Genomic DNA, 25,957 nt, shown 5'->3' on the forward strand with positions numbered 1-25,957 from the left:
CCGTATGCCGGACGTGATGCTGGAGTGCACCGGAATCACCAAGACATGTCTGAACACCGACCCGCCGACGCAGGTGCTGCACGGCGTGGATCTGCGGGTGGCCGAGGGTGAGTTCGTGGTCATCATGGGGGCCTCGGGCTCGGGGAAGTCGACGCTGCTCCACACCATCAGTGGCATGGATCGCCCGACGACGGGGCAAGTTCGGCTAGAGGGCCGGGAATTGACGAGCCTCGGGGACGACGAGATGAGCCGCGTGCGGCTGACCCGCATGGGCTTCGTCTTCCAGCAGGCCTACTTCCTGCCGAACCTGAACATCCGTGACAACGTCCTGCTGCCGGCGCTCAAGGCGGCGCCGAAGCAGACGGAGGCCGTGGTAGCCCGCGTTGACGCGCTGCTCGAACAGTTCGGCATCGCGCACGTCAAGAGGCAGGGCATAACGGAAGTTTCCGGCGGGCAACTCCAACGCGCCTCGCTTTGCCGGGCGTTGGCGGGGGAGCCGGTCATCGTGTTCGCCGACGAGCCGACCGGGGCGTTGAATAGCTCCATGTCTGCGGAAGTGATGGACGCGCTGTCCGGCATCCACGCCGAGGGCCGCACGGTCGTCATGGTGACCCATGACCCGGCGTGCGCAGCCCGGGCGGATCGGGTGGTGTACCTTGGCGACGGGCTCCTCGTTGACTCCTGCTGCCTGGGAAGATGGCGCCGGGCCGACGCCGCCCGCCGGGAGGATGAGCTTCTCGCCTGGCTGCGGGGGCTTGGCTTCTGAGCGGCAGGGAGGGAACCGAGCGGCCTTTTCTCTATCCGCGTCCGGCGCTACATGACCTACACGGTGCCGAAAGCGACACGGCTTGGGCCTGTGTCGGTGAGGAGGAAGAAGATGGCCTTTCAGACCTTCTTGGCTGCTGGCCAGAGACACTCCGTGGCGCGGCTGGCGGACGGGAGGGTGATCGCTGCGGGGGCAAACACCTGCGGCGAGTGCTCGACGGGCCAGTGGCGGGACGTTGTGGCGGTGGCGACAGCCAATGTGCACGTGGCTCGCAACACCGGCCGGGCTCATACCTTGGGGCTTCGAGCCGACGGGACGGTGCTGGCAGCAGGCTGGGACGAGGCCGGGCAGTGCGCGGTTCAGGGTTGGCGGGACGTTGTCGGAATTGCGGCCGGTTGGCGGTTCAGCGTCGGGCTGCGCGGCGATGGAACGCTGGTGACGGCTGGGCGGGGTACCGAAGGACAGCTCGATGTCGCGCAGTGGCGCGACGTGGTTGCTGTCAGCTGCGGCGATTGGCACACGGTGGCGCTGTTCGGTGATGGCACGGCGGGCGCCACCGGTAGTAACGCGATGGGCCAGTGCGCGGTCGATTCTTGGGGAGAGATGCGCTGCGTCGCGGCCGGATACCTGCACACCCTGGGCCTGACCCGGCAAGGTCGGGTGCGGGTGGTCGGCCCTGCGGAGTTCTGGGCCGGTAGCGAGGAATGGACCGACGTGGTGGCGGTCGCGGCGGGCAGCTATCACAGCGTCGGGTTGACCGCCCGAGGCGACGTGGTGGCGGTCGGGCGCTCGGACTTTGGTCAGTGCGCGGTGGGTGAGTGGTGTGACATCATCGCGGTGGCGGCAGGGGCGCTTCACACTCTGGGACTGCGCGCTGACGGAAAAGTTCTGAGTGCAGGAAGCGACGAGTATGGCCAAAGGCAGGTTGGCTCGTGGCAGCTTGCCGCTCTGTGTGCGCGTTGAGTCGTTGGGTTTCGCTAGAGCGCCTGCGGCGGAGACGGTTGCTCTTCGGCCGCCTGTGCGGCGCGGCGCAGGGGAACTGGGTGAAGAACCCGACGATCCGACCTGCTGTATATCTCAGTCCGGAGGGGGACTGGTTTCTCTCACGGGACGCGGTGGGTCTCCAGCCAGGAACGCGCCGCTTCCCGGGCCTGGGCGCTGAGCGTAGGCAGCGTGGCGTCTAACACAGTTCTCGTCTGCTCGGGCGAGCAGAGCTCCGCCAGGAGGTCCAGGGCCTCTGGCAGCGTGCCAGCGGTGCACTCCGGGAGCAGCCTGCGTGCATGTTGAGCGCCGCGACGGCGGTGCAGCTCGTTCGGCGACAGCCTGGTCAGCGCGTGCAGCAGGCGCAGCTTTGTCGCGGTGCCCTGCGGCTGTGCTAGGTGGTTGAGCAGCGCGTCTCCCGCGGCGAGTCGTTGATCCGGTGCGGGATCCAGCCGGAGCAGCGCTTTGACGCAGACGGGGGAGCGTTGCGCGGAGTAGTCGCGGATGGCCCGAACTACAGCAGCGCGCGCCTCCGCTAGCTCCTGTGCTGTCGGCATCAGGTGGATGAAGGCGGACGCGCAGGCCGCGGAGGCGTCGGGGTCGTCGGCAAGGTAGCCGCCGACGACCGCCCGTGCTTGCCGCATCTCCTTCTTGGTCGGTCGAAGACGCAGCAGGGTGCGAGCGCACTGCGCAGCGTGGCGTCCGGTGGATTCATCGAGGACGCGCAGCAGGGCGGCTCGTGCCTCGACCTGCTCGGCGCGGGTCGGGCGGAGGAGAGCGAGCGCATCGGCGCAAATCCGTGTGTGCCAGGCGTCGGCGCGTAGCTGCGCCAGCAGAGCCGCCCGGGCTAGCGCCAGTTCCTTGGGCCTTGGGCGATTGCCGGCCAACGCTCGGGCGCATTCCGCTGCCGCCCGAGCATCAGCGGCGACAACGTGTGCCAGCAGTGCGGCACGCGCGACGGCGAGCACATCGTCGGTGGGGCTCAGATGGGGCAGCGCGCGTGCGAACTTCGCCGCATCCCAGGCGCCCGCGACAGCGAGGCGATCTACAACTGTCGTCCTCGCCAGCGTTTCCTCCTCTGGGGTGGGACCGAGCCGTGCGAGGGTTTGAGCCAGGCGAGCGACGTGGCGAGGCTGCGCGGCGCCCAACTGGCCGAGCAGTACCGTGCGACCCAGCGACAGGTCATCCGGCTCGGGCCCCAGCCGGGTCAGCAGCCGGGCCAGGAAAACCACTTCCCACGGGCGTGGGGTGGTGGCCAGTCGATCTACTACTAGGATGCGAGCCTCGGAATCGGACACGGGGGCGGGGCCACTCGCGTGGCCGAAAGCATCGTGACCGAACACAGCTCCTCCTTCGCGGCTGTTCCTTCAAAGTATGACAAGGAGCTGGCCGGGATACACGAAACCCCTGGTCGGTCAGCGGGCACATCCATGAGGGGTTACGTCCGATCGAGTGGAAGTTTCGCCAATCGGGGATTACCGGCTATAGTTGTCCAACGGTAATCAAGTTGCCGCTGCCGGAGCGACTGCGCAAGCTCCGCTGCGGTGGCCCAACCGCCAAGGGTAGTAGCTCAATTGGCAGAGCAGCGGTCTCCAAAACCGCAGGTTGGGGGTTCGAGTCCCTCCTGCCCTGCGAAGTGGATGTTGTCCACTCGTGCGCCTTCCGGCATCTTGCCGCAGGGCCTTTTGTTTGTTAGCGAAAGGGACATCCAGCGTGAGCGATAAGTCGCCTGAGGACAACCTCCCCGAGAGCCTTGACGAAGCCGCCGAAGCTCCGGAGGCGGCCAGCGCGGACGTCGAGAACGCCGATGACGCCATCATCGAGGAAATGGAGAAGGACCTACCCGCCGACGACAAGGCAGCCGCACCCATCAAGCGCAAGACCGCCAAGGCGCCGGTGAAGAAGCAAGTCGCCACTCGCAGCCGTAAGGAAGCGGAAACGGAACACGAGGACCTCTACAAGGCCGACAACCCGGCACACTTCGTCCGCCAGTCGGTCGGCGAGTTGAAGAAGGTCGTCTGGCCTACGTGGCCTACCCTCGTCAAGTACTTCTTCGCGGTGCTGGCTTTTGTGCTGTTCGTTATCTTGTTTGTGTTCCTGCTCGACGGTGCCTTCGGCTGGGGGCTGCTGCAGATCCTAGGGAAGTAAGTGATGACTGAGAACAACGAACACGACGATCTGGACTTCGAGATCGACCTCGACGCGCTCGGTGCCGCCGACGATGTCGAGGTGGACGACCTTGAGATCGACCTCGGCGCTGACCTCTCCGACGAGGCGGTGGAGGAAGCCATCGCACTCAGCTTGGGGGGCGACGACAAGGATGATGAAGAGGAGGAGGAAAGCTCCTCCGACGCCGACGAGGCCCTGGCTAAAGCGCTCGCCGAACTCCGGGAAGAGTTGGAGGGCAAGTGGGGCGAGTGGTACGTGATCCACACCTATTCCGGCATGGAGAACCGCGTCAAGCAGAACATTGAGGCGCGTGTCCAGTCCTTCGAGATGGAGGACTATATCTTCGAGGCCATCGTGCCCACCGAAGAGGTGGTCGAGGTGCGCAACAACGCCCGCAAGACCGTCACCCGCAGCGTCCTGCCCGGCTACGTCCTGGTGCGCATGGAGCTCACCGACGACTCGTGGGGCATCATCCGGCACACGCCCTCCGTCACCGGATTCGTCGGCAACGGCCAGACGGCTGTCCCGCTGTCCATTGACGAGGTCCTCCACATGCTTACTCCTTCGGTGAAGGCCCGGGTCAACGCCGAGTTGGCGGGTGCCCAGCCGAAGCTGAAGAAGAAGGTCGAGGTCGTCGACTTCGCGGTCGGCGACTCCGTCATGGTGACCGACGGCCCCTTCGCGGGCATTCACGCCTCGATCACCGAAATCAACGCCAACACCAACCGCCTTCGTGCCCTGGTGGAGATCCTCGGGCGGGAGACCCCCGTCGATCTCGAATTCCGCCAGGTCAGCAAAGTCGTCTAGGATAGAGCGTTGCGCCGAAATCCTTCGGCGTCGAACAAACATCACAGGTAAGGACCCCTATGCCTCCCAAGAAGAAGGTAACGGCGATCGTCAAGATCGCCCTGCAGGCCGGCGCTGCCACGCCTGCACCGCCGGTCGGTACCGCTCTCGGTCCGCACGGCGTGAACATGATGGAGTTCGTCAAGGCCTACAACGCCAAGACGGAGGCCATGCGCGGCAACGTGATCCCCGTCGAGATCACCATCTACGAGGACCGCACGTTCACGTTTATCACCAAGACCCCGCCGGCTGCCGAGTTGATCAAGAAGGCCGCGGGCATCTCCAAGGGCTCCGGCAGCCCGCTCAAGGAGAAGGTCGGCAAGATCACCAAGGCTCAGGTTCGCGAGATCGCCGAAACCAAGCTGCCCGACCTCAACGCCAACGATGTTGAGGCCGCGATGAAGATCGTCGAAGGCACCGCCCGCCAAATGGGCGTTTCCGTCGCCGACTGATCCACCCCATGAACTCTCTGGTAGGGCGTGCCCCGCACCAGAACTGGCGGACCGGGATACGAACCCGGCACACAAGCTGAAGGAACCAGATATGAAGCACGGCAAGGAATACAAGGCCGCAGCCGCCAAGCGCGACGCTGCCCAGGCCTATTCCCCCGAAGAGGCTATCCGCCTCATCAAGGAGATGGCGTCGGCCAAGTTCGACGAGTCCATCGACGTCGCGATGCGTCTCGGCGTAGACCCCCGCAAGGCAGACCAGATGGTCCGCGGCACGGTCAACCTTCCTCACGGCACTGGCAAGACGGCACGGGTCCTCGTCTTCGCTTCTGGTGAGAAGGCTGAGGCCGCTCTGGCAGCCGGCGCCGACGAGGTGGGAACCGACGAGCTGATCGAGAAGGTGGCCGGCGGCTATCTCGACTTCGACGCGGTTGTGGCCACCCCCGACATGATGGGCAAGGTCGGCCGTCTCGGACGCGTCCTCGGCCCCCGCGGCCTCATGCCGAACCCCAAGACGGGTACCGTCACGATGGACACCGGCAAGGCTGTGGCAGACATCAAGGGCGGCAAGATCGAGTTCCGAGTCGATCGGCACGCCAACCTGCAGTTCATCATCGGTAAGGCCTCCTTCACCGAGCAGCAGTTGGTGGACAACTACTTCGCGGTTCTCGACGAGGTGCTGCGCCTGAAGCCAGCCTCCTCGAAGGGGCGCTACCTGCGCAAGATCGCCGTGTCGGCCACCATGAGCCCGAGTGTCCAGGTGGACACCCAGGCCCAGAAGCCGGCCAATTGAGTCGAGCCGAAATGGGGCGGACGTTCTGTCCGCCCCATTTGTTTTCCCCAAAACACCTCTGACCAGCCGCGACGATGCGCTAGCCCACCCCGCTACCAGCAATGAACGCTTTGGTTGTTAGGATCGGGGAGCGGTCACAGTGTGGTGGCCGCACCACCTGAGGGAGGGAGTACACGTGAGTAAGAGCAGCCGGTTGTTTGCGGTCTGTCTGGGAGTGGTTCTACTGCTCGGAGGGTTTGGCGCACCCGCTGGCGCCGAACCACCAGCCCAGCCGGACGCGGTGTCGGTGCCCGGAAGCCACAATAAGGCGATGGGCTGCGACGCCGACTGGCAGCCCGGTTGCGCTGATGCTCAGCTCAAGCTGGACGCGGATTCCGTCTGGAAGGGCACCTTCGCCCTGCCCGCGGGCGAGTACGAATACAAGGCAGCCATCAACCGCAGCTGGGACGAGAACTACGGGGCCGGCGGGGCAGCTGGCGGCGCCAACATCACCTACACGGTCGCAGACAAGCCAGTCACCTTTTACTATGAGCACGCCCGCCACTACGTCACCAGCGACGCCGAGGGCCCGATCATCACCGCCCCCGGCTCCATGCAGTCCGAGCTGGGTTGCGCCGCCGACTGGGATCCGAGTTGCATGGCAACGTGGCTGATCGACCCGGAACGTGACGGTGTCTACACCTGGTCCTCCACAGAATTGCCGGCGGGTAACTACGAGATGAAGGTGGCTCACGGTTTGAGCTGGGCGGAGAGTTACGGCAATGAAGGGGCGAACGTGAAGTTCTCCGTGCCTCGGGCGGGTGTCCAGGTGGCGATCAGTTACAACATCGGCAGTCACGAGATCGTAGTCAGCTCCTCGGAGCCCGGGGTAGCTCCCGATCTCCGGGCCGCGAAGGCGATTTGGCTTGCTCCGGATCTGATCGCCTGGCCGGTGGATGCGAAGGTGGCCTCCGACGCGTTCCGCCTGCACTGGGCCCCAGAGGGGATGACGGTCGGCGACGCCGGGTTGAGCGGGGAGTCCGTGTCGCTAGTGCTGGACCAAGCGGGCCTGCCCGACGAGATGAAGCGACGATTCCCGCACCTGGCCAGGTACGCTGCGCTGCGCGTTGACTCCGTCGACGCCGCGCGCGCCAAGCAACTTCTCACCGGCCAGGTGGCGGTTGGGCGCTACGCGGCCGACGGCAAGCTTCTGGACGGCACTGGTATTCAGATCGCGCCGCTGCTCGACCGGCTCTACGCTCCGGCCGCGGAGGCCCAGCTGGGAGTCAGCCTGGCCCGCCCTGTCGCGCGGCTCTGGGCGCCCACGGCCCGCAACGTCACGATGCTCATCTGGCCGGGGGGCCAGTCTTCGGAACCCACCAGGCTGAACATGTCTCGGGATGATGCGACCGGTATCTGGTCCACCACGGGGGACTCCTCCTGGAGCGGCGCGCACTACCTGTACGAGGTGGAGGTCTTCGTGCCGAGCACGGGTCGCGTCGAGAAGAACCTGGTCACCGACCCGTACTCGGTGGGCCTCACCCTGAACTCGCGCCGTTCGGTGATGGTGGATCTGAACAGCCCGACGACGCGGCCGCCCGGCTGGGAGTCGAGCGTCGGGCCCAAGCTCGCGAGCCCCGTCGATCAGACGATCTACGAGTTGCACGTTCGGGACTTCTCCGTCAACGACCCGGCGGTGCCGGAAGAGCTGCGTGGCTCCTACAAGGCGTTCGGGGTGGATGGCAACGGACGTAAGCACCTGCGCAGGCTCGCCGAGGCTGGGCTGAACACCGTGCACCTGCTGCCGACGTTCGACATCGCCACCATTGAGGAGGATCCGTCGAAACAGCTGAAGCCGGAGTGCAATCCCGCGTTGTTCGCCCCCGACAGCCCGGAGATGCAAAAGTGTATCGCCGACGTGGCCGACAAGGACGCCTTCAACTGGGGCTACGACCCGTTCCACTACATGACGCCTGAGGGGTCCTACGCCTCGACGGCGGCCGCGGCCGACGGCGGGCAACGGACCCGCGAATTCCGCGAGATGGTGGCCGCGCTGCACAGCCTGAACCTGCGAGTCGTGCTCGATCAGGTCTACAACCACACGACGCAGTCCGGGCAGGGGGAGCGCTCGGTGCTCGATCGGGTCGTGCCCGGCTACTATCACCGGTTGAACGCCGACGGCGGGATCGAGAACTCCACCTGCTGCGAGAACATCGCCACCGAGAACGCAATGGCGCAGAAGCTGATGGTGGACTCCGTGGTGCTGTGGGCCAAACACTACCGGGTTGACGGTTTCCGCTTCGACCTGATGGGGCATCACTCGACGACGAACATGGCCGCCGTGCGTCGGGCCCTCGATGAACTGACCCCGGAACGAGACGGCGTGGATGGCAAGGCCATCACCCTTTACGGCGAGGGTTGGGACTTCGGCGAGGTGGGCGGCAACGCGCGATTCGAGCAGGCCAAGCAGGGGCAGCTGGCGGGCACGTCGATCGGCACCTTCAACGATCGGTTGCGCGACGGGGTGCGCGGCGGCGGCCCGTTCGACGCGGACCCGCGCACCGACCGAGGCTTTGCCACCACCGGCGACAATGCCGACGACCTGGACCTCGTGCAGATTGGTCTGGCCGGCAACCTGGCCGACTTCCAGCTGCGCAGTCAGAAAACCCGCGAGGTGGTGCCGGGCAGCAAGATCGACTACAACGGCGCTCCTGCGGGCTATGCCGCCCAACCCGACGAGGTCGTGAACTACGTGGACGCGCACGACAACGAGACGTTGTTCGACATGATCACGTTCAAAGTGCCCACGGATCTGCCGATGAGCGAGCGGATCCGGCTCAACACGCTGGCGCTGGCCACGACGACGCTCAGCCAGTCCGCGTCGTTCTGGCACGCGGGCACGGACATGCTGCGCAGCAAGAGCCTCGACCGGGACTCCTACAACTCCGGGGACTGGTTCAACCTGCTCGACTTCACGATGGCCGACAACGGGTTCGGGCGCGGGCTGCCCCCGGCGGGTAAGAACAAGGACAAGTGGGCGTTCATGGCCCCGCTGCTGGCCAACCCCGCCAACAAGCCGTCCTCGGAGCAGATCAGCCAGGCGTCGGCGATGGCGCAGGATCTGCTGCGGCTGCGGGCCACGACCAAGCTGTTTAGGTTGGGAGACGCCGACCTGATTCGGCAGAAGCTGTCCTTCCCCGTCTCCGGTACCGAGCACGGCTCCAACCAGGTGATCGTGCTGCGCGTCGACGACTCCGTGGGTCCTGACGCCGACCCGAGGCTGAAGCAACTCGTCGCCGTGTTCAACGCCTCGGGCGCGGACATCGAGCAGCGCGTGCCCGGGCTGGAAGGTGCCCCACTGGTGCTGAACGATGTGCAGGCCCAGGGCGCCGACCCCGTCGCGAAGCGCGCCAGCTGGGACGCGGCCACCGCCACGGCCCGCGTGCCGGCGCGTACCGTCGCGGTGTTCTGGGAGACCCAACCGGTCAAGCCGAGTGAGCCCAAGCCGAGTGAGCCCAAGCCGTCGAAGCCCGGCCGCCCCGGCCTGCCGCGCACGGGCCAGCCGGGCTGACCGAGCCGGCCGGTCCACCGGGCGGGCGCCGAGGGTCGCACCCCGCGGGGCAGCGTGGCTCGGCCCGGCCCGGAGCGGCCGTGCCGGTGCGGGGTTCGGTGGTAATCCCGGAAAACGGTGCGGAGCCCGGCCGCGGGACCTAGGATCTAGCTAGCGTCCGCGCACCTCAAGGAGGAGGACATGTCGCTGAAAATCGACTACCTGCTGGAGTGTCTGGCCGATCCCGGTTCCTACCAGTCCTGGGACGTGCCGCTCGACGACCCGCCGCCCACCGTCGGCTACGCCGAGGCGCTGCGCATGGCCCGGCACAAGACGGGGCGCGACGAATCGGTCACTGCGGGGGAGTGCACGATCAACGGACGGCGGGTGGCCGTCGTCGGCGGTGACCCCACCTTCCTAGGCGGCAGCATTGGCGTGGCCGCGGGCGAACGACTGACCGCCGCGATCGAGCGCGCGACGGGGGAGAGGCTGCCCATCATCGCGCTCCCCGTCGGCGGTGGCACCCGGATGCAGGAGGGTACGGTGGCCTTCCTCCAGATGGTGAAGATCACCGCCGCGGTGCTGGCGCACAAGGAGGCCCACCTGCCGTATCTGGTCTATCTGCGCAACCCGACCATGGGCGGGGTCTTCGCCTCTTGGGGCTCGTTGGGCCACGTGACGTTCGCGGAGCCGGGGGCGCTCGTCGGTTTCCTGGGGCCGCGGGTCTATGAGGCGCTCTACGGACAGCCCTTCCCACCCGGGGTGCAGCAGTCGGACAACCTGGCGGAGCTGGGCATCATTGACCGGGTGCTGCCCCCCGACGAGCTGCGCGCGGCGCTCCACAAGCTGCTGAACGTGCTCGTCACGCGCTCCTCCGGCGAGCGCAGCGGCGAGCGGGACTGGCCGCCGCTCGGCGACACGCCCGCCTGGGAGTCGGTGCAGCGCACGCGGCGCGACGACCGGCCGGGTCTGCGCGAACTGCTGGCGCACGCGGCCACCGACGTGACAATGCTCAACGGCACAGGCGACGGCGAAACTCACCCGGGCAGCGTGCTCGCCCTCGCGCGCTGGGCGGACACCCCGTGCGTCGTGGTCGGCCAGGACCGGGCCGATCAGGGACGCCCGCTCGACCCGGCCGCGCTGCGCGAGGTGCGGCGCGGAATCCGGTTGGCCAGGGAGCTGAAGTTGCCGCTGGTCAGCGTCATCGACACTCCGGGCGCCGCGCTGTCGAAGGAAGCGGAAGAGCGGGGCATGGCCAGCGAGATCGCGCGCACGCTGGCGGACCTGCTGAGCCTCGAAACCCCCACGGTGAGCTTGCTGCTCGGCCAGGGCACCGGCGGCATCGCGCTGGCCTTGACCCCGGCGGATCGGGTGGTGTGCAGCGAGCACGCCTGGCTGTCGCCGCTGCCGCCGGAGGGGGCGTCGGCGATTGTCCACCGCGATGTCGACCACGCCGAGCAGCTGGCCGAGGCGCAGGGCATTCGGTCGCGGGCGTTGCGAACGGCGGGCATCGTCGACGTGATCGTGCCGGAGCCCGACGACCCGGCCGCCGACGTGGCGCAGTTCTGCGGCAATCTAGCGGCCGCGTTGCACGATCAGATCCTCGCGGCCTGCGCGCTGAGCGACGAGGAACGGCTCGGCACCAGACGAGTACGGTTCCGCACCCTCGGCTGGGGTTAGGGTCGCCCTGCTCCGGCGGCGCTTTCCCGAGACGGCTTAGAGCACGCGGGCGAAGAAGTCGCGGGTGCGCTCCTGCCGGGGGTTGTCGATCACCTCGGCAGGGGTGCCGCACTCGACGATCTCCCCGTCGGCCATGAACACCACCTGATCCGCAACCTCCCGGGCGAAGCCGATCTCGTGGGTCACCACCACCATGGTCATGCCGCTGGCTGCCAGCTCCTTCATCACGGTGAGCACTTCGCCCACCAGCTCCGGGTCGAGGGCGGAGGTGGGCTCGTCGAAGAGCATCAACTCCGGCTCCATGGCGAGTGCCCGGGCGATTGCCACGCGCTGCTGCTGCCCGCCGGAGAGCTGGCCGGGATAGTGGTCGATGCGCTCCGCGAGTCCCACCCGGTCGAGCAGTTCGATGGCCAGGGCTCGCGCCTCGGATTTGGCCAGGCCGCGCACCTGGATGGGGGCCTCCATCACGTTTTGCAGCGCCGTCATGTGCGGGAACAGGTTGAACCGTTGGAACACCATGCCGATGCGGGAGCGTTGTCGGGCGATGTCGGCGTCGGTGCGGCGGCGCAGCACGGTCTTCCCGCTCTCTTCGGTCTCTGTGAGGCCCATGAGCTCGCCCGCGACGCGCAGCCGCCCGGCGGAGATCTGCTCCAGTTCGTTGATGCAGCGCAGCAGCGTGGACTTGCCTGAGCCCGACGGCCCGAGCAGGACGCAGACCTCGCCGCGGGCAACGTCTAGGTCCACGCCCCTGAGCACGTGGGTGTCGCCGAAGAACTTGTGTACGTGTCGTATCTCGATCATGGGGTCACATCCAGGAAGGGATCGTCCTTGGCGCTGCCGGAGCTGAGCATGGAGGCCTGCTTGCGGCTGAGGCGTTTGGGGTGTTCGGGATCGAATCCCTTGCCGTAGTGGGCCTCGATGCGGGCCTGCACCATCATCAGCAGCGACGTGATCACCAGGTAGTGGATGGCCGCGACGATGAGCAGCGGCACGGGCAGGAACAGGGAGTTGCCGATCACTTGTGTAGCGAACGTCAGGTCAAGCGTGAACGGTACTGCGGTGACCAGCGACGTCGTTTTCAACATCGAGATGGTCTCGTTGCCGGTGGGCGGGACGATCACCCGCATCGCCTGCGGGATGATGATCCGCCTGAGCGTCGTCGAGCGTTTCATGCCGAGCGCGGTGGCAGCCTCCCACTGTCCGCGGTCGATGGAGTTCAGCCCGGAGCGCACGATTTCCGCCAGGTACGCGCCCTCGTTGAGTCCGAGGCCGAGCAGCGCGGGCAGAAAGCCCGCGCGGAGGAACGAGTCCATGATGTGCTGGGTATCCAGTTCGGCGAGCGGGATGCCGGGCAGGCCGAGGGTGATCGTCGGGTAGAGCACCGCGAACAACCCCCAGAAGATCAGCTGGGTGTACACCGGGGTGCCACGGAAAAACCAGATGTAGGCGGTGGCGACGCCGCGAAGTACAGGGTTGGTGCTCATGCGCATGATCGCGCTGGTGAGCGCCAGCACGATGCCTATGACCATTGAGGCAAAGGTCAGCACCAGGGTCCAGCCGACCCCGCTCAGCACGCGCGCGTCGAGCAGGTGGCGGGCTACTACATCCCAGCGGAAGTTCGGGTTGGTGATTAGCGAGTAGGCGAGCCCGGCGCTGGCGAGCGCGACGATCGTCGCCGCCACCCAGGTGCCCGGCCGGGGCACGGGCCGGGCGTGGATCAGTTCGGGTTGGGACGGCACGGATCAGCCCTGCGGGTTGAGCTCGGCCGTGTTGAGGATCGCGGCCTCGGTGCCCCAGCTGGTCATGATCTCTCGCCAGACTCCGGTGGTCATGAGGTGCTGGGTCGCCCGCTGGAGCGCCGCGGTCAGCTCGGCGTCGTCTTGGGCGACGACGATGCCCTGCGGGGCGGAGTCGAGCACCCCGCCGGCGGTTTCCAGCTGGCCGTTGGTGAGGGTTGCGGCGTAGTCGGCGACGGTGGAGTCGGCGTAGAAGGCGGCCGCTTTGCCGCCCACGACGTTGGTGGTGGCGTCGGATTGCGACGAGTAGACGAGCACCTCAATAGCAGGCTTGCCCTGAGAAGTGCATTCCTGGCTGCGCTTGTCCAGGTCCTCGTGCTGCCAGGTGCCGTTCTGGACGGCGATGGCCTTGCCGCACACGTCGTCGGAGGAGAAGCCGCTCGGGTTCCCCTTCTTCACTGCGAAGGAGGAGCCCACCTGGACGTAGGAGATCATGTTGTAGCTTGCGATGCGCTCAGGGGTGATGCTGAACGATGAGATGCCGACGTCGTAGCGGGTGCCGATGCCGGGCAGGAGGCTGGCGAACTCGGCGGGGCTGATCTCCACTTGGAGGTCGAGCACGCGGCCGATTGCCTTTGCCAGGTCGATGTCGTAGCCGATGGCGGTTTGGAGGTCTGCGGCACGGAACTCGGCGGGTGCGTAGTCGATGGCGGAGCCGACGACCAGCTTGCCCTTCTCCCGAATCTTTGCGGGCACGAGCGCTGCAAGCTCATCCACCTTCTCGATTTTGGCGACATCGTAGGAGCGGTCGGTGGCGGAGGAGCCACCGCCGGTGGGGGAACAGGCCGCCAGGGCCAGTGCGGCGGTGGTGATGGCGATTACCTTGCGCATGGGAAACCTCGGATCTGGGTGGTCGGAGCAGCTTATGATGGAATACTAATGCATAAAATGAAATATGTATGAATCATGGCCTGAGAAAGGGCCGCCCCGGAGTGGAGCGGCCCCGCCGAGGCTCAGCTAAGGCCAAGCGCCTCAGAGACGTGGTCCACGTCCTTGTCCCCCCGGCCCGACAGGTTCACGATCACGGCGTCGTCGTGGCCCAGCGTCGGCGCATACTTCAGCGCATAAGCCAGCGCGTGCGAGCTCTCGATGGCCGGGATGATCCCCTCGACGCGGGACAGGGTGAGCAGCGCGCTCAGCGCCTCGTCGTCGGTCACCGACACGTACTTTGCTCGCCCGATCTCCTCCAGGTAGACGTGCTCCGGGCCGACACCCGGATAGTCGAGGCCGGAGGCGATGGAATGCACCGGAGCCGGCTCGCCGTCGGCCGTTTGCAGCACCTTCGTCTGCATCCCGTGGAGGATCCCCGGCGTGCCGAGCGTCATGGTGGCGGCGTGCCGGTTGGTGTCCAGGCCCTCGCCCGCAGGCTCGACGCCGAGCAGCGCCACGTCGGGGTCGTCAACGAAGCCCGCGAACAGGCCCATCGCATTCGAGCCGCCGCCCACGCAAGCTATGGCTGCAACGGGCAGCTTGCCCTCGGCCTCCAGGATCTGCGCGCGTGCCTCGCGCCCGACGACGCTCTGGAAGTCCCGCACCATCGTCGGGTACGGGTGCGGGCCGACGACGGAGCCGATGCCGAACAGGTACTCATCCGGCTTGGAGGCGTAGGTGGCAAAGGCGGAGTCCACCGCCTCCTTCAGTGACTTGCCGCCCGCCTCGACAGCGACGACCTCCGCGCCCAGCAGGCGCATGCGGCGCACGTTCGGGTGCTGCTTGGTCACGTCGATCGCGCCCATGTGGATCTCGCAGCCGAGCCCCATGAGAGCGGCGGCTGTGGCTAGCGCAACTCCGTGCTGGCCGGCGCCGGTCTCCGCGATCAGCTTCTTCTTGCCCAGGCGCTTCGCGAGCAGGGCCTCGCCGAGGCAGTGGTTGATCTTGTGTGCCCCCGTGTGGTTCAGGTCCTCACGTTTCAGATAGATCTTGGCGCCGCCCGTGCGCTCCGACAGGTTTTTCGCATAATAGAGCAGCGAGGGCCGGCCGACGTAGTTGCGCAACAGCTCCTCGTACTCGGCCAGGAAAGTGGGGTCTTGGCGGGCTTCCTCGTAGGCGGCCGCAACATCGGCTATCGGTCCTTCAAGGTGGGGAGGCAGGTGGCTGCCGCCGTGGGTGCCGAACAGGCCGTTTTCGTGCGCGTCGAGCAGGGACATCGGTTTCTCCTAGCGAGTATGGGCCCAGAGGACGAAAAAACCGCCCTCTAATGGGGCGGTTTGGGTGTGTCAGTGCAGCACTCAGTTCCGCCCGAGGGCGGTCCACCAGACGCGGTTGTTGAGTGCTGTCATGCCTCGTATCTAAGCACCGGCGGCCGGTATACGCAAGAGGCGTTCGAATGCTGGGCGTTCGGTCGGAGCGGTCGGCCTCGGCGTCGATTTGGTATCGACTAGGGAAACAGGTATCGTTGCCGGAGCCGAAGACCGCAGGTGGAGCGATCCGTAATGCCGAAAGGTGCCCGCGCAGGTGACCGTGACAGCCCTCAGCCCGTGTGCTGAGCGCCGCCCCGCGCCGCCGGCCGGGGCTTTGTTGGTTTCCGTGGTCTGAGGTGCGTCGGAGCCCTAGCTCCGGCAGTGATGAACCGGAAGGAGACCCAATGGCAAGGCCGGACAAGGTTGCCAAGGTGGAGGAGCTTGTTGCCCAGTTCAACAACTCCGCCGCTGCTGTGCTGACCGAGTACCGCGGTCTCACCGTCAAGGACCTGCAGACCCTGCGTCGGTCCTTCGGTGGGGACGCCACCTATGCCGTTGCGAAGAACACCCTGACTCGGATCGCCGCTAAGGAAGCCGGTATCGAAGGTCTCGAAGAGACCCTCACCGGCCCCACTGCCATCGCCTTCATCTCGGGCGACGTGGCCACGGTGACCAAGGGTCTGAAGAACTTCGCAAAGGACAATCCGTCTCTGGCCATCAAGGGCGGCGTCATGGATGGCAAGTTCCTCGACGCCAAGGCCGTGCTGAAACTGGCTGACCTCGAATCTCGCGAGGTTCTGCTGTCGAAGATGGCAGGAGCGCTCAAGGCGAACCTGTCCAAGGCTGCATTCGCCTTCGCTGCACCCGCCGCCAAGCTCGCCCGCGTCATGGGTGCGCTGGAAGGCAAGGCGAAGGAGAATCCCGAAGTTATCGGTGGTGCTGGCTCCCAGCCCGCCGCTGAGGCCACTGAGACCCCCGCCGCGGAAGCGGCAACCGAAGCAGCAGAAGCTGCGGAATGATCCGTTGCAGCTGACGCTGCTGCGACCTAACTGAAAGGAACGCCAACCATGGCGAAGCTCACCAACGAAGAGCTCCTTGACGCTTTCAAGGAAATGACCCTGATCGAGCTGTCTGACTTCGTGAAGCTGTTCGAAGAGACCTTCGACGTCACTGCTGCCGCTCCGGTTGCCGTCGCTGCCGTGGCCGCTCCGGCTGCTGGCGAGGCTGCTGCCGATGAAGAGGACGCTGATTCCGGCAAGGTCGACGTCATCCTTGCTTCCGACGGTGGCAAGAAGCTGGCCGTCATCAAGGAAGTCCGCTCGCTCACCTCGCTGGGCCTGAAGGAGGCCAAGGAACTCGTCGAGAACGCTCCGAAGCCTGTCCTTGAGCAGGTTGACAAGGAGACCGCGACCAAGGCGAAGGAAGCCCTCGAAGCTGCCGGCGCCACCGTCGAACTCAAGTGACCCCAGCGCCGCTAGGCGCTTTGTTGAGGCGGCCGTCCCGTTGAGGGCGGTCGCCTCGGCTTTTTCCTGATCGATGGCGGCTCGCGTCGTCGTGAGTCGCGCCGATCGTCGGCTACAGTTGTTGTGCGACGCCGTGGTCGCCCATCTCGCGGGGTTGCGAGCGCTTGGGGCTTTGCCCTATAGTGATTTCTTGCCCCTGTGTGCCTTAGTACCCGTATTTGACGCGGGGCCTTCGTCATGCAGAAAACCGCCCCAAGCGTTCTTGGAAGGACCGAATCTTGGCCACCTCGCGCTCTGCGTTGAACAACACCAATGTCGTCTCGCCCAGTGGTCGAATCTCGTTCGCGAAGATTTCTGAGCCTCTGGAGGTCCCTAACCTTCTCGATCTGCAGATCGATTCCTACAACTGGTTGATCGGTAGCGAAGCCTGGCAGCAGTCCGTGGAGGAGCGTCTTGCGGCCGGCCGCACCGACGTCAACACGCGCTCCGGTCTGGAGGAGATCTTCGAGGAGATCTCGCCGATCGAAGACTTCAACGAGACCATGTCCCTGTCGTTCAGGGATCACCGCTTTGAAGCGCCGAAGTATAGCGTGGAGGAGTGCAAGGATCGCGACGTCACCTACGCGGCCCCGCTATTCGTCACCGCGGAGTTCATCAACAATGACACGGGGGAGATCAAGTCCCAGACCGTGTTCATCGGCGATTTCCCGTTGATGACTGACAAGGGCACCTTCATCATCAACGGCACGGAGCGTGTCGTCGTCTCGCAGCTTGTGCGATCGCCTGGCGTCTACTTCGAGCAGTTGCCGGACAAGACTTCTGACAAAGACATCTACTCGACCAAGATCATCCCGTCGCGCGGTGCCTGGCTAGAGTTCGAGATCGACAAGCGCGACCTCGTGTCCATGCGGCTGGACCGCAAGCGCAAGCAGAACGTTACCGTGCTGCTCAAGGCGCTCGGCTGGAGCGAGGAACGCATCCTCGACGAACTGGGCGAGTTCGAGTCAGTCCGCATGACGCTGGAGAAGGATTCGGTCAGGACGCAGGATGAGGCTCTGCTCGACATCTACCGCAAGCTGCGTCCGGGTGAGCCGCCGTCGCGCGACGCCGCGCAGCAGCTGCTGGAGAATTACTACTTCAACCCCAAGCGTTACGATCTGGCCAAGGTCGGCCGCTACAAGGTGAACAAGAAGCTCGGCTTGCAGCTGCCCTTCGACCAGCAGACGCTGACGATGGACGACATCATCGCCGCCATCAAGTACGTGTGCGCGCTGCACGAGCATCGGGAAGAGGTCGGAGGCGTCCCGGTTGAAGCCGACGACATCGACCACTTCGGCAATCGGAGGCTCCGCACCGTCGGTGAGCTGATTCAGAATCAGCTGCGCACCGGACTCGGGCGCATGGAGCGCGTCGTGCGCGACCGCATGACCACCCAGGACATCGAGGCCATCACGCCGCAGACCCTCATCAACATCCGCCCAGTGACGGCCGCGCTGAAGGAGTTCTTCGGAACCTCGCAGCTCAGCCAGTTCATGGACCAGAACAATCCGCTGGCGGGCTTGACCCACAAGCGTCGTCTCTCCGCGCTCGGCCCCGGCGGCCTCTCCCGCGACCGCGCCGGCATGGAGGTTCGCGACGTGCACCCGTCGCACTACGGCCGGATGTGCCCGATCGAGACCCCTGAAGGCCCCAACATCGGCCTCATCGGATCGCTCGCCTCCTTCGCGCGCGTCAACGCCTTCGGCTTCATCGAGACCCCGTACCGCAAGGTCGTCGATGGCAAGCTGACCGATCAGATCGACTACCTGAGCGCCGACGAGGAGGATCGTTACGCGATCGCGCAGGCCAACGCCGCCGTCGATGCCGAGGGCCGCCTGGTGGACGAGCGAGTCATGGTCCGCCTCAAATCGGGCGACGTTGACCAGGTGCCGCGTGCCGAGGTTGAGTACATGGACGTGTCGCCGCGCCAGATGGTGTCCATCGCGACTGCGCTGATTCCCTTCCTGGAGCACGACGACGCCTCGCGTGCGCTCATGGGCGCTAACATGCAGCGCCAAGCCGTGCCGCTGATTCGCAACGAGTCCCCGTTCGTCGGCACCGGCATGGAGTACCGTGCGGCGGTGGACGTCGGCGACGTGACCCTGGCCAAGAAACCGGGCGCTGTTACCAGCGTGACCGCAGACATCATCGATGTCATGAACGACGACGGCACCTACTCGGCCTACCGGCTGGAGAAGTTCGTCCGGTCCAACGCAGGCACCTGCATCAATCAGCGCCCGCTGGTGAAGCCGGGTGACCGCGTCGAGGTGGGCACCCCGATTGCAGACGGCCCGTGCACCGACCGCGGCGAGCTGGCGCTCGGCAAGAATCTTCTCGTGGCCTTCATGCCGTGGGAAGGCCTCAACTACGAGGACGCGATCATCCTCTCGCAGCGCATCGTGCAAGACGACGTGCTCACCTCCATTCATATCGAGGAGTACGAGATCGATGCCCGGGACACCAAGCTGGGCGCCGAGGAGATCACTCGGGACATCCCGAACGTCTCCGAGGAAATGCTCTCCGACCTCGACGAGCGCGGCATCATCCGCATTGGTGCCGAGGTCTCTGCCGGAGACATCCTGGTGGGCAAGGTCACGCCGAAGGGCGAGACGGAGCTCACCCCTGAGGAGCGCCTGCTGCGCGCCATCTTCGGTGAGAAGGCCCGCGAGGTGCGCGACACGTCGCTGAAGGTGCCGCACGGCGAGCAGGGCACTGTGATCGGTGTTCGGGTGTTCAACAGCGAGGACGGCGACGAGCTGCCGCCCGGCATCAATCAGTTGGTGCGCGTGCACGTCGCGCAGAAGCGTAAGATCTCCGACGGCGACAAGCTCGCGGGCCGCCACGGCAACAAGGGCGTCATCTCTAAGATCCTGCCCGTGGAGGACATGCCGTTCCTGGAGGACGGTACCCCGGTGGACATCGTGCTCAACCCGCTGGGCGTCCCGTCGCGGATGAACGTCGGCCAGGTGCTGGAGAACCACCTCGGCTGGATCGCGAAGACCGGCTGGGACGTGTCCGATGTCGCCGAGGAGTGGGCGGAGCGCCTGCGCGAGGTGGGTCTGGGGCGGGTCGAGTCCGGCTCGCGCGTGGCCACCCCGGTGTTCGACGGCGCGGAGGAGCGCGAAATCACTGGCCTGTTGGAGCACTCGCTCACCACCCGCGACGGCGTGCGCCTCATCGACGGCACCGGCAAGGCGCGGCTGTTCGACGGCCGCTCGGGCGAGCCCTACCCGGAGAAGATCGGTGTGGGCTACATGTATATGCTCAAGCTGCACCACCTCGTCGACGACAAGATCCACGCTCGGTCGACCGGCCCGTACTCGATGATCACCCAGCAGCCGCTCGGTGGTAAGGCGCAGTTCGGCGGCCAGCGCTTCGGTGAGATGGAGGTGTGGGCGCTGGAGGCCTACGGCGCGGCATGGGCCCTGCAGGAGTTGCTCACCATCAAATCCGACGATGTTCCGGGCCGCGTAAAGGTCTACGAGGCCATCGTCAAGGGGGAGAACATCCCCGAGCCCGGCATCCCCGAGTCCTTCAAGGTTCTCGTGAAGGAAATGAAGTCGTTGTGCTTGAACGTCGAGGTGCTTTCCGGCGACGGCAAGATCATCGACCTGCGCGAATCTGAGGATGACATCCGTCACTCCGAGGACTTCGGCATCGACCTGGGTCGCCGCCCCGGCAGCGACAACTTCATGGACGTTGGCGAAGTCTGAGTTCACTTCACCAAACGAAACAAACTCAGACGACATCACCTACACAGGTAGGGGAAAGAGAAGAACACGTGCTGGACGTCAACTTCTACGACGAACTGCGAATCGGTCTGGCCTCCGCGGACCAGATCCGCGAGTGGTCGCACGGCGAGGTGAAGAAGCCGGAGACCATCAACTATCGCACGCTCAAGCCGGAGCGTGACGGCCTCTTCTGCGAGAAGATTTTTGGCCCGACCCGGGACTGGGAGTGCTTCTGCGGCAAGTACAAGCGGGTCCGTTTCAAAGGCATCATCTGTGAGCGCTGTGGTGTCGAGGTCACTCGCTCCAACGTTCGTCGCGAGCGGATGGGACACATCGAGCTGGCTGCCCCCGTGACCCACATCTGGTATTTCAAGGGCGTGCCGAGCCGTCTCGGCTACCTGCTCGACATCGCGCCGAAGGACCTGGAGAAGGTTATCTACTTCGCGGCACACATGATCACCAAGGTCGACGAGGACGCGCGGCATCGCGACCTGTCGTCGCTGCAGGCCAAGGTGGAGGTGGAAACCAAGCAAGTCGCCCAGCGTCGAGACGCCGAGATCGAGGCCCGGCTGCGCAAGCTGGAGGAAGACCTGGCCCAGCTGGAGAACGAGGGAGCAGAGGCGAGCGCGATCCGCAAGGTACGCGAGCTCGGGGAGAAGGAGACGGAGCAGATCCGCAAGCGCGCCCAGCGCCAACTGGACCGCATCGACGAGGTGTGGCAGCGCTTCAAGACCCTGAAGGTTCAGGATCTGGAGGGCGATGAGACCCTCTACCGGGAGATGAAGAAGCGCTTCGGTCGCTACTTCGAGGGTTACATGGGCGCGGAGGCCGTGCAGCGACGCTTGCAATCGTTCGACCTGAAGGCCGAGGAGCAGGTGCTGCGCGACACCATTGCCACCGCCAAGGGGCAGCGTAAGACCCGCGCTCTCAAGCGCCTGAAGGTAGTCGGGGCCTTCCTGGCAGGTCAGCACCAGCCTAGCTCTATGGTGCTGGACTGCGTTCCGGTCATCCCGCCGGATCTGCGCCCGATGGTGCAGCTCGACGGTGGCCGCTTTGCGACCTCTGACCTCAACGATCTCTACCGTCGAGTCATCAACCGCAACAACCGCCTGAAGCGACTGCTTGACCTCGGGGCCCCCGAGATCATCGTGAACAACGAGAAGCGGATGCTCCAGGAGGCCGTTGATTCGCTGTTCGACAACGGCCGCCGCGGTCGTCCTGTCACGGGCCCGGGCAACCGCCCGCTGAAGTCCATCTCGGACATGCTCAAGGGCAAGCAGGGCCGCTTCCGGCAGAACCTGTTGGGCAAGCGTGTCGACTACTCGGGCCGTTCGGTCATCGTGGTCGGTCCGCAGCTCAAGCTGCACCAGTGCGGTCTGCCGAAGGCGATGGCCTTGGAGCTGTTCAAGCCGTTCGTGATGAAGCGGCTCGACGACCTCAACCACGCCCAGAACATCAAGGCGGCCAAGCGTATGGTCGAGCGCCAGCGCCCCGTCGTGTGGGATGTGCTGGAGGAGGTCATCGCCGAGCATCCGGTGCTGCTGAACCGTGCACCAACCCTGCACCGCCTGGGCATCCAGGCCTTCGAGCCGCAGCTGATTGAGGGCAAGGCCATCCAACTCCACCCGCTGGTGTGCGCCGCCTTCAACGCCGACTTCGACGGCGACCAGATGGCCGTGCACCTGCCGCTGTCGGCGGAGGCGCAGGCCGAGGCGCGCATCCTGATGCTGTCCACCAACAACATCCTGAAACCCGCCGACGGCCGCCCGGTGACCGTGCCCAGCCACGAGATGATCATCGGCGTCTACTGGCTCACCATGGAGCGGACCGATACGTTGGGCGCCGGGCGCGCGTTCTCGTCGTTGGCTGAGGCGATCATGGCCTTCGACGCCGGCAAGCTCGCCATCGGCGCGCCGATCAAGCTGCGGCTCACCGGTATCGTGCCGCCGACCGGCGCTGAGGACAAGGTACGCGCGGACGGCTCGATCGTGCTCGACACGACACTCGGCCGGGCCTTGTTCAACGAGGTGCTGCCGGAGGGCTTCCCCTACGTCAACGAGCACGTTGGCAAGCGCGGTATCGGACGGATCGTCAACGACCTGGCGGAGCGCTACTCGGCCTCGATCGCCGTGGTCACCCTCGACGCCCTCAAGGATCTGGGCTTCTACTGGGGCTCTCGTTCCGGCGTCACCGTCTCGATCCATGACGTCCAGACGCCGGCTAATAAGGCCGACATTCTGGCTGGCTACGAGCTGCGCGCGGAGAAGATCGACAAGCAGTACGAGCGCGGCACGGTGACCGAGGATGAGCGTCGTCAGGAGCTGATCGGTATCTGGACCGACGCGACGGCCGAACTCACCGAGGCGATGAAGAAGAACTTCACTCGCACCAACCCCATCTTCATGATGGTCGACTCGGGGGCGCGAGGAAACATGACGCAGATGCGGCAGATCGCGGCGATGCGTGGCCTCGTGGCCAACCCGAAGGGCGAGATCATCGCGCGTCCGATCAAGTCGAACTTCCGCGAGGGCCTCAGCGTGCTGGAGTACTTCATCTCGACTCACGGTGGTCGCAAGGGGCAGGCCGACACCGCTCTGCGCACCGCCGATTCGGGCTATTTGACCCGCCGCCTGGTGGACGTCAGCCAGGACGTCATCATCCGGGAGGAAGATTGCGCCACGGAGCGGGGACTGGTCAAGAAGATTGCTTTCTGGACCAAGCCCGGCATGGACGAGTCCGGGAAACCGGGCGTCGTTCCGGCTAGGCCCTTCGAGGAGGGTGCCACGGTCGAGATGAACCCCGACGTGGAGACTGCGGTCTATGCGCGTTCGCTGGCGGTGGACGCGGTGAACGTGGACGGCGAGGTGCTGGTCAGTGCGGGCACCGATCTGGGCGATGTCGAGATCAAGCGACTGATCGATGCAGGCGTCACAGAAGTGAAGGTGCGTTCCGTACTCACCTGCGAAGCAGCCACCGGAACGTGCGCGATGTGCTATGGTCGCTCGCTGGCCTCCGGGAAGACCGTTGATGTTGGCGAGGCAGTGGGCATCGTGGCGGCCCAGTCCATTGGCGAGCCCGGAACCCAGCTGACGATGCGTACCTTCCACACCGGTGGCGTGGCTGGCGACGACATCACGCAGGGTCTGCCGCGTGTCCAAGAATTGTTCGAAGCGCGTCAGCCGAAGGGCAAGGCCCCGATCGCTGAGGCGTCGGGTACCATCCGGATCGACGAGGACGATCGGAAGCTCATCATCGTGCGTGACGATGGCGGCGAGGATCTTGAGTATCCGATCGCCCGTCGGACCCGTCTTGAGTTTGAGGATGCTAACGGCAAGCGGGTTCGCATCGCGGACGGCGTGCGCGTCGAGATCGGCCAGCAGCTCACCTCTGGCCAAGTGGATCCGCACGACGTGCTGCGCATCCGCGGTCTGCGCAAGGTGCAGGAGCACCTGGTGGAGGAAGTGCAGCGGGTATACCGCACACAGGGTGCCCCCATCCACGACAAGCACATCGAGATCATCATCCGGCAGATGCTGCGGCGCGTGACCGTCATTGAGTCGGGCGACACCGCGATGATGCCGGGCGAGTTGGTGGATCGCCAGGTGTACGAGGTTGAGAACCGCAAGGCCGTCACCGAGGGCGGTCGCCCTGCTGAGGGCCGCCCGGTGCTGATGGGCATCACTAAGGCGTCGTTGGCCACCGATTCGTGGCTGTCCGCCGCCTCGTTCCAGGAGACGACCAAGGTGCTCACCGACGCCGCGATCCAGGGTAAGCGGGATTCGTTGCAGGGACTCAAGGAAAACGTGATCCTTGGAAAGCTGATTCCTGCCGGCACCGGTCTCGGCCGTTACCGCAACATCCGGGTAGAACCCACCGACGAGGCCCGCGCCTCCGCATACTCGGTCAGCTACGATCCGTTCGACTATTCGTTCGGCGGCGACGGTGCGGGGGCGGCGGTGCCGCTCGACGACATCGATTTCGACGAGTTGCGCTGAGCGGGATCATGAGTGAACGGGGCACGGGGTTTCACCCCGTGCCCCGCGTTTTGTGTCTCAGCTGTGCAGTTTCGTTGAGCAATTTGGCCGTTATCCCCACAAATCCTTAGCTGACCCTGTCACGCCGAGGGGCCGAAGCGCCATTATTCTTAGTGCATCCGCGACGACGCGGAGTTCGCGAGGAAGCGGACGAACATCTGAAGGAGGCAAAGCATGCGTTTCAAGACGCTTGTAGCAGTAGGCGTGGCGAGCGTATTGGCGCTCGCGGGTTGCTCGGGAGGAACCGGTGGTTCCTCGGCGGATAAGAGCCCCGCGGCCCAGGAGACGAAGGCGATGGACGGTTCCCAGCAGCAGGGGTCGGGCTCGGGCGGCGACGTCGGTGTGTTCACCTGGTGGGCTGAGGGTTCCGAGAAGCTGGGCCTGGAAGCGCTCACCGGGGAGTTCGCGAAGCAGTTCCCGAATGACAAGTTCGTCAACCTTGCGGTCGCCGGCGGCGCAGGTTCCAACGCTAAGGCCAAGCTGGCCGCGGACCTGGAGAACAACAACCCGCCGGATTCCTTCCAGGGCCACGCGGGCGCCGAGCTGTTCGATTACATCGTGGCCAACCAGTTGGAGCCGGTGAACGACGTGATCGACGAGCTGGGTGGTTCGAAGGTTTTCCCGGAGAGCCTTCTGGGTCTGCTCACCGTCGACGGCAACATCTATTCCGTCCCATCTAACGTGCATCGCTCCAACGTCGTGTGGGCCAACCCCGAGGTGCTCGCGAAGGCCGGGCTTGGTAAGGAAGCACCCGCCAGCATCGATGCCTGGCTGGCCGACATGGAGAAGCTGAAGGCTGCGGGCGTGGAGACGCCTCTCTCGGTGGGCACCGCCCCCTGGACCCAGCTCCACCTGTTCGAGTCGATCCTGCTCGCGGAAGTAGGCACCGACGACTACAACAAGCTGTTCACCGACGGGGACTGGAAGTCCGACAAGGTGAAGAGCGCCATCGAGAAGTACGCGAAGCTGCTCAGCTTCGCCAACAGCGGCGGAGCGGACGACTGGCCACAGGCAACTGACATGGTGATCGACGGCAAGGCCGCCTACAACGTGATGGGTGACTGGGCGGTCGCGCAGTTCACGCAGGCAGGCAAGGCCGACGGCACCGACTACATCTACTTCCCGACTCCGGGCACGGACGGTACCTTCCTGTTCCTAGCCGACTCCTTCACTCTGCCGAAGGGCGCCAAGAACCCCGCGGGCGCCAAGGACTGGCTGCGCACCGTCGGCTCCGCTAAGGGCCAGGAAGCTTTCAACATGGCCAAGGGGTCGATCCCGGCCCGCACCGATGTCGCCCCCGACAACTTCCCGGCTTACCAGCAGTCGGCTATGAAGTCGTTCAAGAACGACAAGATTGCTTCGTCCATCGCGCACGGCGCCGCGGCGCAGATGGCGTGGAGCGCGGATATCTCCAGTGCGGTGTCCAAGTTCTGGACGGACAAGGACACGGCTGCCTTCCACGATGCTCTCGTGAAGGCAGCGGAGTCGAAGCGCTGATTGT

18 protein-coding genes and 1 tRNA gene are annotated in these 25,957 nt (G+C 65.5%); 14 read left to right on the forward strand and 5 right to left on the reverse strand.

The genetic code is table 11. From position 1 onward, the window contains the following. The first annotated feature begins 4 nt into the window (after positions 1 to 4). On the forward strand, positions 5 to 766 hold the full coding sequence (locus EII42_RS04780) for an ABC transporter ATP-binding protein (RefSeq protein ID WP_125170969.1): 762 nt from the start codon (positions 5 to 7) through the stop codon (positions 764 to 766). A 111-nt stretch (positions 767 to 877) separates the two neighbouring features. Continuing rightward, a complete protein-coding gene (locus EII42_RS04785) occupies positions 878 to 1,729 on the forward strand; it encodes a chromosome condensation regulator (RefSeq protein ID WP_125170970.1) in 852 nt (283 codons plus the stop codon). A gap of 140 nt (positions 1,730 to 1,869) precedes the next feature. Here EII42_RS04785 and EII42_RS04790 read toward each other — a convergent pair whose 3' ends face one another. Next, positions 1,870 to 3,090 carry a hypothetical protein gene (locus tag EII42_RS04790; RefSeq protein ID WP_125170971.1) on the reverse strand — a complete coding sequence of 407 codons (1,221 nt, stop codon included), beginning with the start codon at positions 3,088 to 3,090 and terminating at the stop codon, positions 1,870 to 1,872. A gap of 216 nt (positions 3,091 to 3,306) precedes the next feature. Here EII42_RS04790 and EII42_RS04795 point away from each other — a divergent pair. The 7 genes from EII42_RS04795 to EII42_RS04825 all read left to right on the forward strand — a co-directional run bounded on the left by EII42_RS04795 (position 3,307) and on the right by EII42_RS04825 (position 11,213). Beyond that, positions 3,307 to 3,379: transfer RNA gene (locus EII42_RS04795), tRNA-Trp, on the forward strand. Positions 3,380 to 3,460: 81 nt separating this feature from the next. Beyond that, positions 3,461 to 3,895, forward strand: coding sequence for a preprotein translocase subunit SecE (secE, locus tag EII42_RS04800; RefSeq protein WP_233558278.1), 435 nt, complete (start codon positions 3,461 to 3,463; stop codon positions 3,893 to 3,895). Positions 3,896 to 3,898: 3 nt separating this feature from the next. Beyond that, positions 3,899 to 4,723, forward strand: a complete 825-nt coding sequence (gene nusG / locus EII42_RS04805) for a transcription termination/antitermination protein NusG (protein WP_125170972.1) — start codon at positions 3,899 to 3,901, stop codon at positions 4,721 to 4,723. Between the two features lie 59 nt (positions 4,724 to 4,782). After that, entirely contained in the window at positions 4,783 to 5,214 is a 432-nt protein-coding gene (gene rplK, locus EII42_RS04810) for a 50S ribosomal protein L11 (RefSeq protein ID WP_125170973.1), read from the forward strand. Between the two features lie 91 nt (positions 5,215 to 5,305). Next, a complete protein-coding gene (gene rplA / locus EII42_RS04815; protein WP_125170974.1) occupies positions 5,306 to 6,004 on the forward strand; it encodes a 50S ribosomal protein L1 in 699 nt (232 codons plus the stop codon). A 175-nt stretch (positions 6,005 to 6,179) separates the two neighbouring features. Next, positions 6,180 to 9,554, forward strand: a complete 3,375-nt coding sequence (gene pulA / locus EII42_RS04820; protein WP_233558279.1) for a pullulanase-type alpha-1,6-glucosidase — start codon at positions 6,180 to 6,182, stop codon at positions 9,552 to 9,554. A 180-nt stretch (positions 9,555 to 9,734) separates the two neighbouring features. Beyond that, a complete protein-coding gene (locus EII42_RS04825; protein WP_125170975.1) occupies positions 9,735 to 11,213 on the forward strand; it encodes a carboxyl transferase domain-containing protein in 1,479 nt (492 codons plus the stop codon). Between the two features lie 36 nt (positions 11,214 to 11,249). Here EII42_RS04825 and EII42_RS04830 read toward each other — a convergent pair whose 3' ends face one another. The 4 genes from EII42_RS04830 to trpB form a co-directional block, all read right to left on the reverse strand. Next, on the reverse strand, positions 11,250 to 12,014 hold the full coding sequence (locus tag EII42_RS04830; protein WP_125170976.1) for an amino acid ABC transporter ATP-binding protein: 765 nt from the start codon (positions 12,012 to 12,014) through the stop codon (positions 11,250 to 11,252). After that, positions 12,011 to 12,952, reverse strand: a complete 942-nt coding sequence (locus EII42_RS04835) for an amino acid ABC transporter permease (RefSeq protein WP_125170977.1) — start codon at positions 12,950 to 12,952, stop codon at positions 12,011 to 12,013. Before EII42_RS04835 ends, EII42_RS04830 begins: the two co-directional genes overlap by 4 nt. 3 nt (positions 12,953 to 12,955) lie before the next feature. Further along, the gene (locus EII42_RS04840) at positions 12,956 to 13,840 is read right to left on the reverse strand and encodes an ABC transporter substrate-binding protein (protein WP_125170978.1); all 885 of its coding nucleotides are present in this window, start codon (positions 13,838 to 13,840) and stop codon (positions 12,956 to 12,958) included. 122 nt (positions 13,841 to 13,962) lie between these two features. Further along, positions 13,963 to 15,156: a tryptophan synthase subunit beta gene (gene trpB / locus EII42_RS04845; RefSeq protein ID WP_125170979.1), complete on the reverse strand. Its 1,194-nt coding sequence runs from the start codon at positions 15,154 to 15,156 to the stop codon at positions 13,963 to 13,965. A 437-nt stretch (positions 15,157 to 15,593) separates the two neighbouring features. Between trpB and rplJ the strand changes: the two genes are divergently transcribed. The 5 genes from rplJ (at position 15,594) to EII42_RS04870 (ending at position 25,953) form a co-directional block, all read left to right on the forward strand. Further along, positions 15,594 to 16,208: a 50S ribosomal protein L10 gene (gene rplJ / locus EII42_RS04850; RefSeq protein ID WP_125170980.1), complete on the forward strand. Its 615-nt coding sequence runs from the start codon at positions 15,594 to 15,596 to the stop codon at positions 16,206 to 16,208. 48 nt (positions 16,209 to 16,256) lie between these two features. Then, positions 16,257 to 16,652 (forward strand): 50S ribosomal protein L7/L12, encoded by a 396-nt coding sequence (gene rplL, locus EII42_RS04855; RefSeq protein ID WP_125170981.1) that lies wholly within the window; start codon positions 16,257 to 16,259, stop codon positions 16,650 to 16,652. A 278-nt stretch (positions 16,653 to 16,930) separates the two neighbouring features. Then, entirely contained in the window at positions 16,931 to 20,404 is a 3,474-nt protein-coding gene (rpoB, locus tag EII42_RS04860; RefSeq protein ID WP_125170982.1) for a DNA-directed RNA polymerase subunit beta, read from the forward strand. Between the two features lie 68 nt (positions 20,405 to 20,472). Beyond that, positions 20,473 to 24,417, forward strand: a complete 3,945-nt coding sequence (gene rpoC, locus EII42_RS04865; protein ID WP_125170983.1) for a DNA-directed RNA polymerase subunit beta' — start codon at positions 20,473 to 20,475, stop codon at positions 24,415 to 24,417. Between the two features lie 213 nt (positions 24,418 to 24,630). After that, positions 24,631 to 25,953, forward strand: a complete 1,323-nt coding sequence (locus tag EII42_RS04870; RefSeq protein WP_125170984.1) for an ABC transporter substrate-binding protein — start codon at positions 24,631 to 24,633, stop codon at positions 25,951 to 25,953. The last annotated feature ends 4 nt before the right edge of the window (positions 25,954 to 25,957 follow it).

This window comes from Tessaracoccus sp. OH4464_COT-324, assembly GCF_003932855.1.
Taxonomy (GTDB): Bacteria; Actinomycetota; Actinomycetes; order Propionibacteriales; family Propionibacteriaceae; genus Arachnia.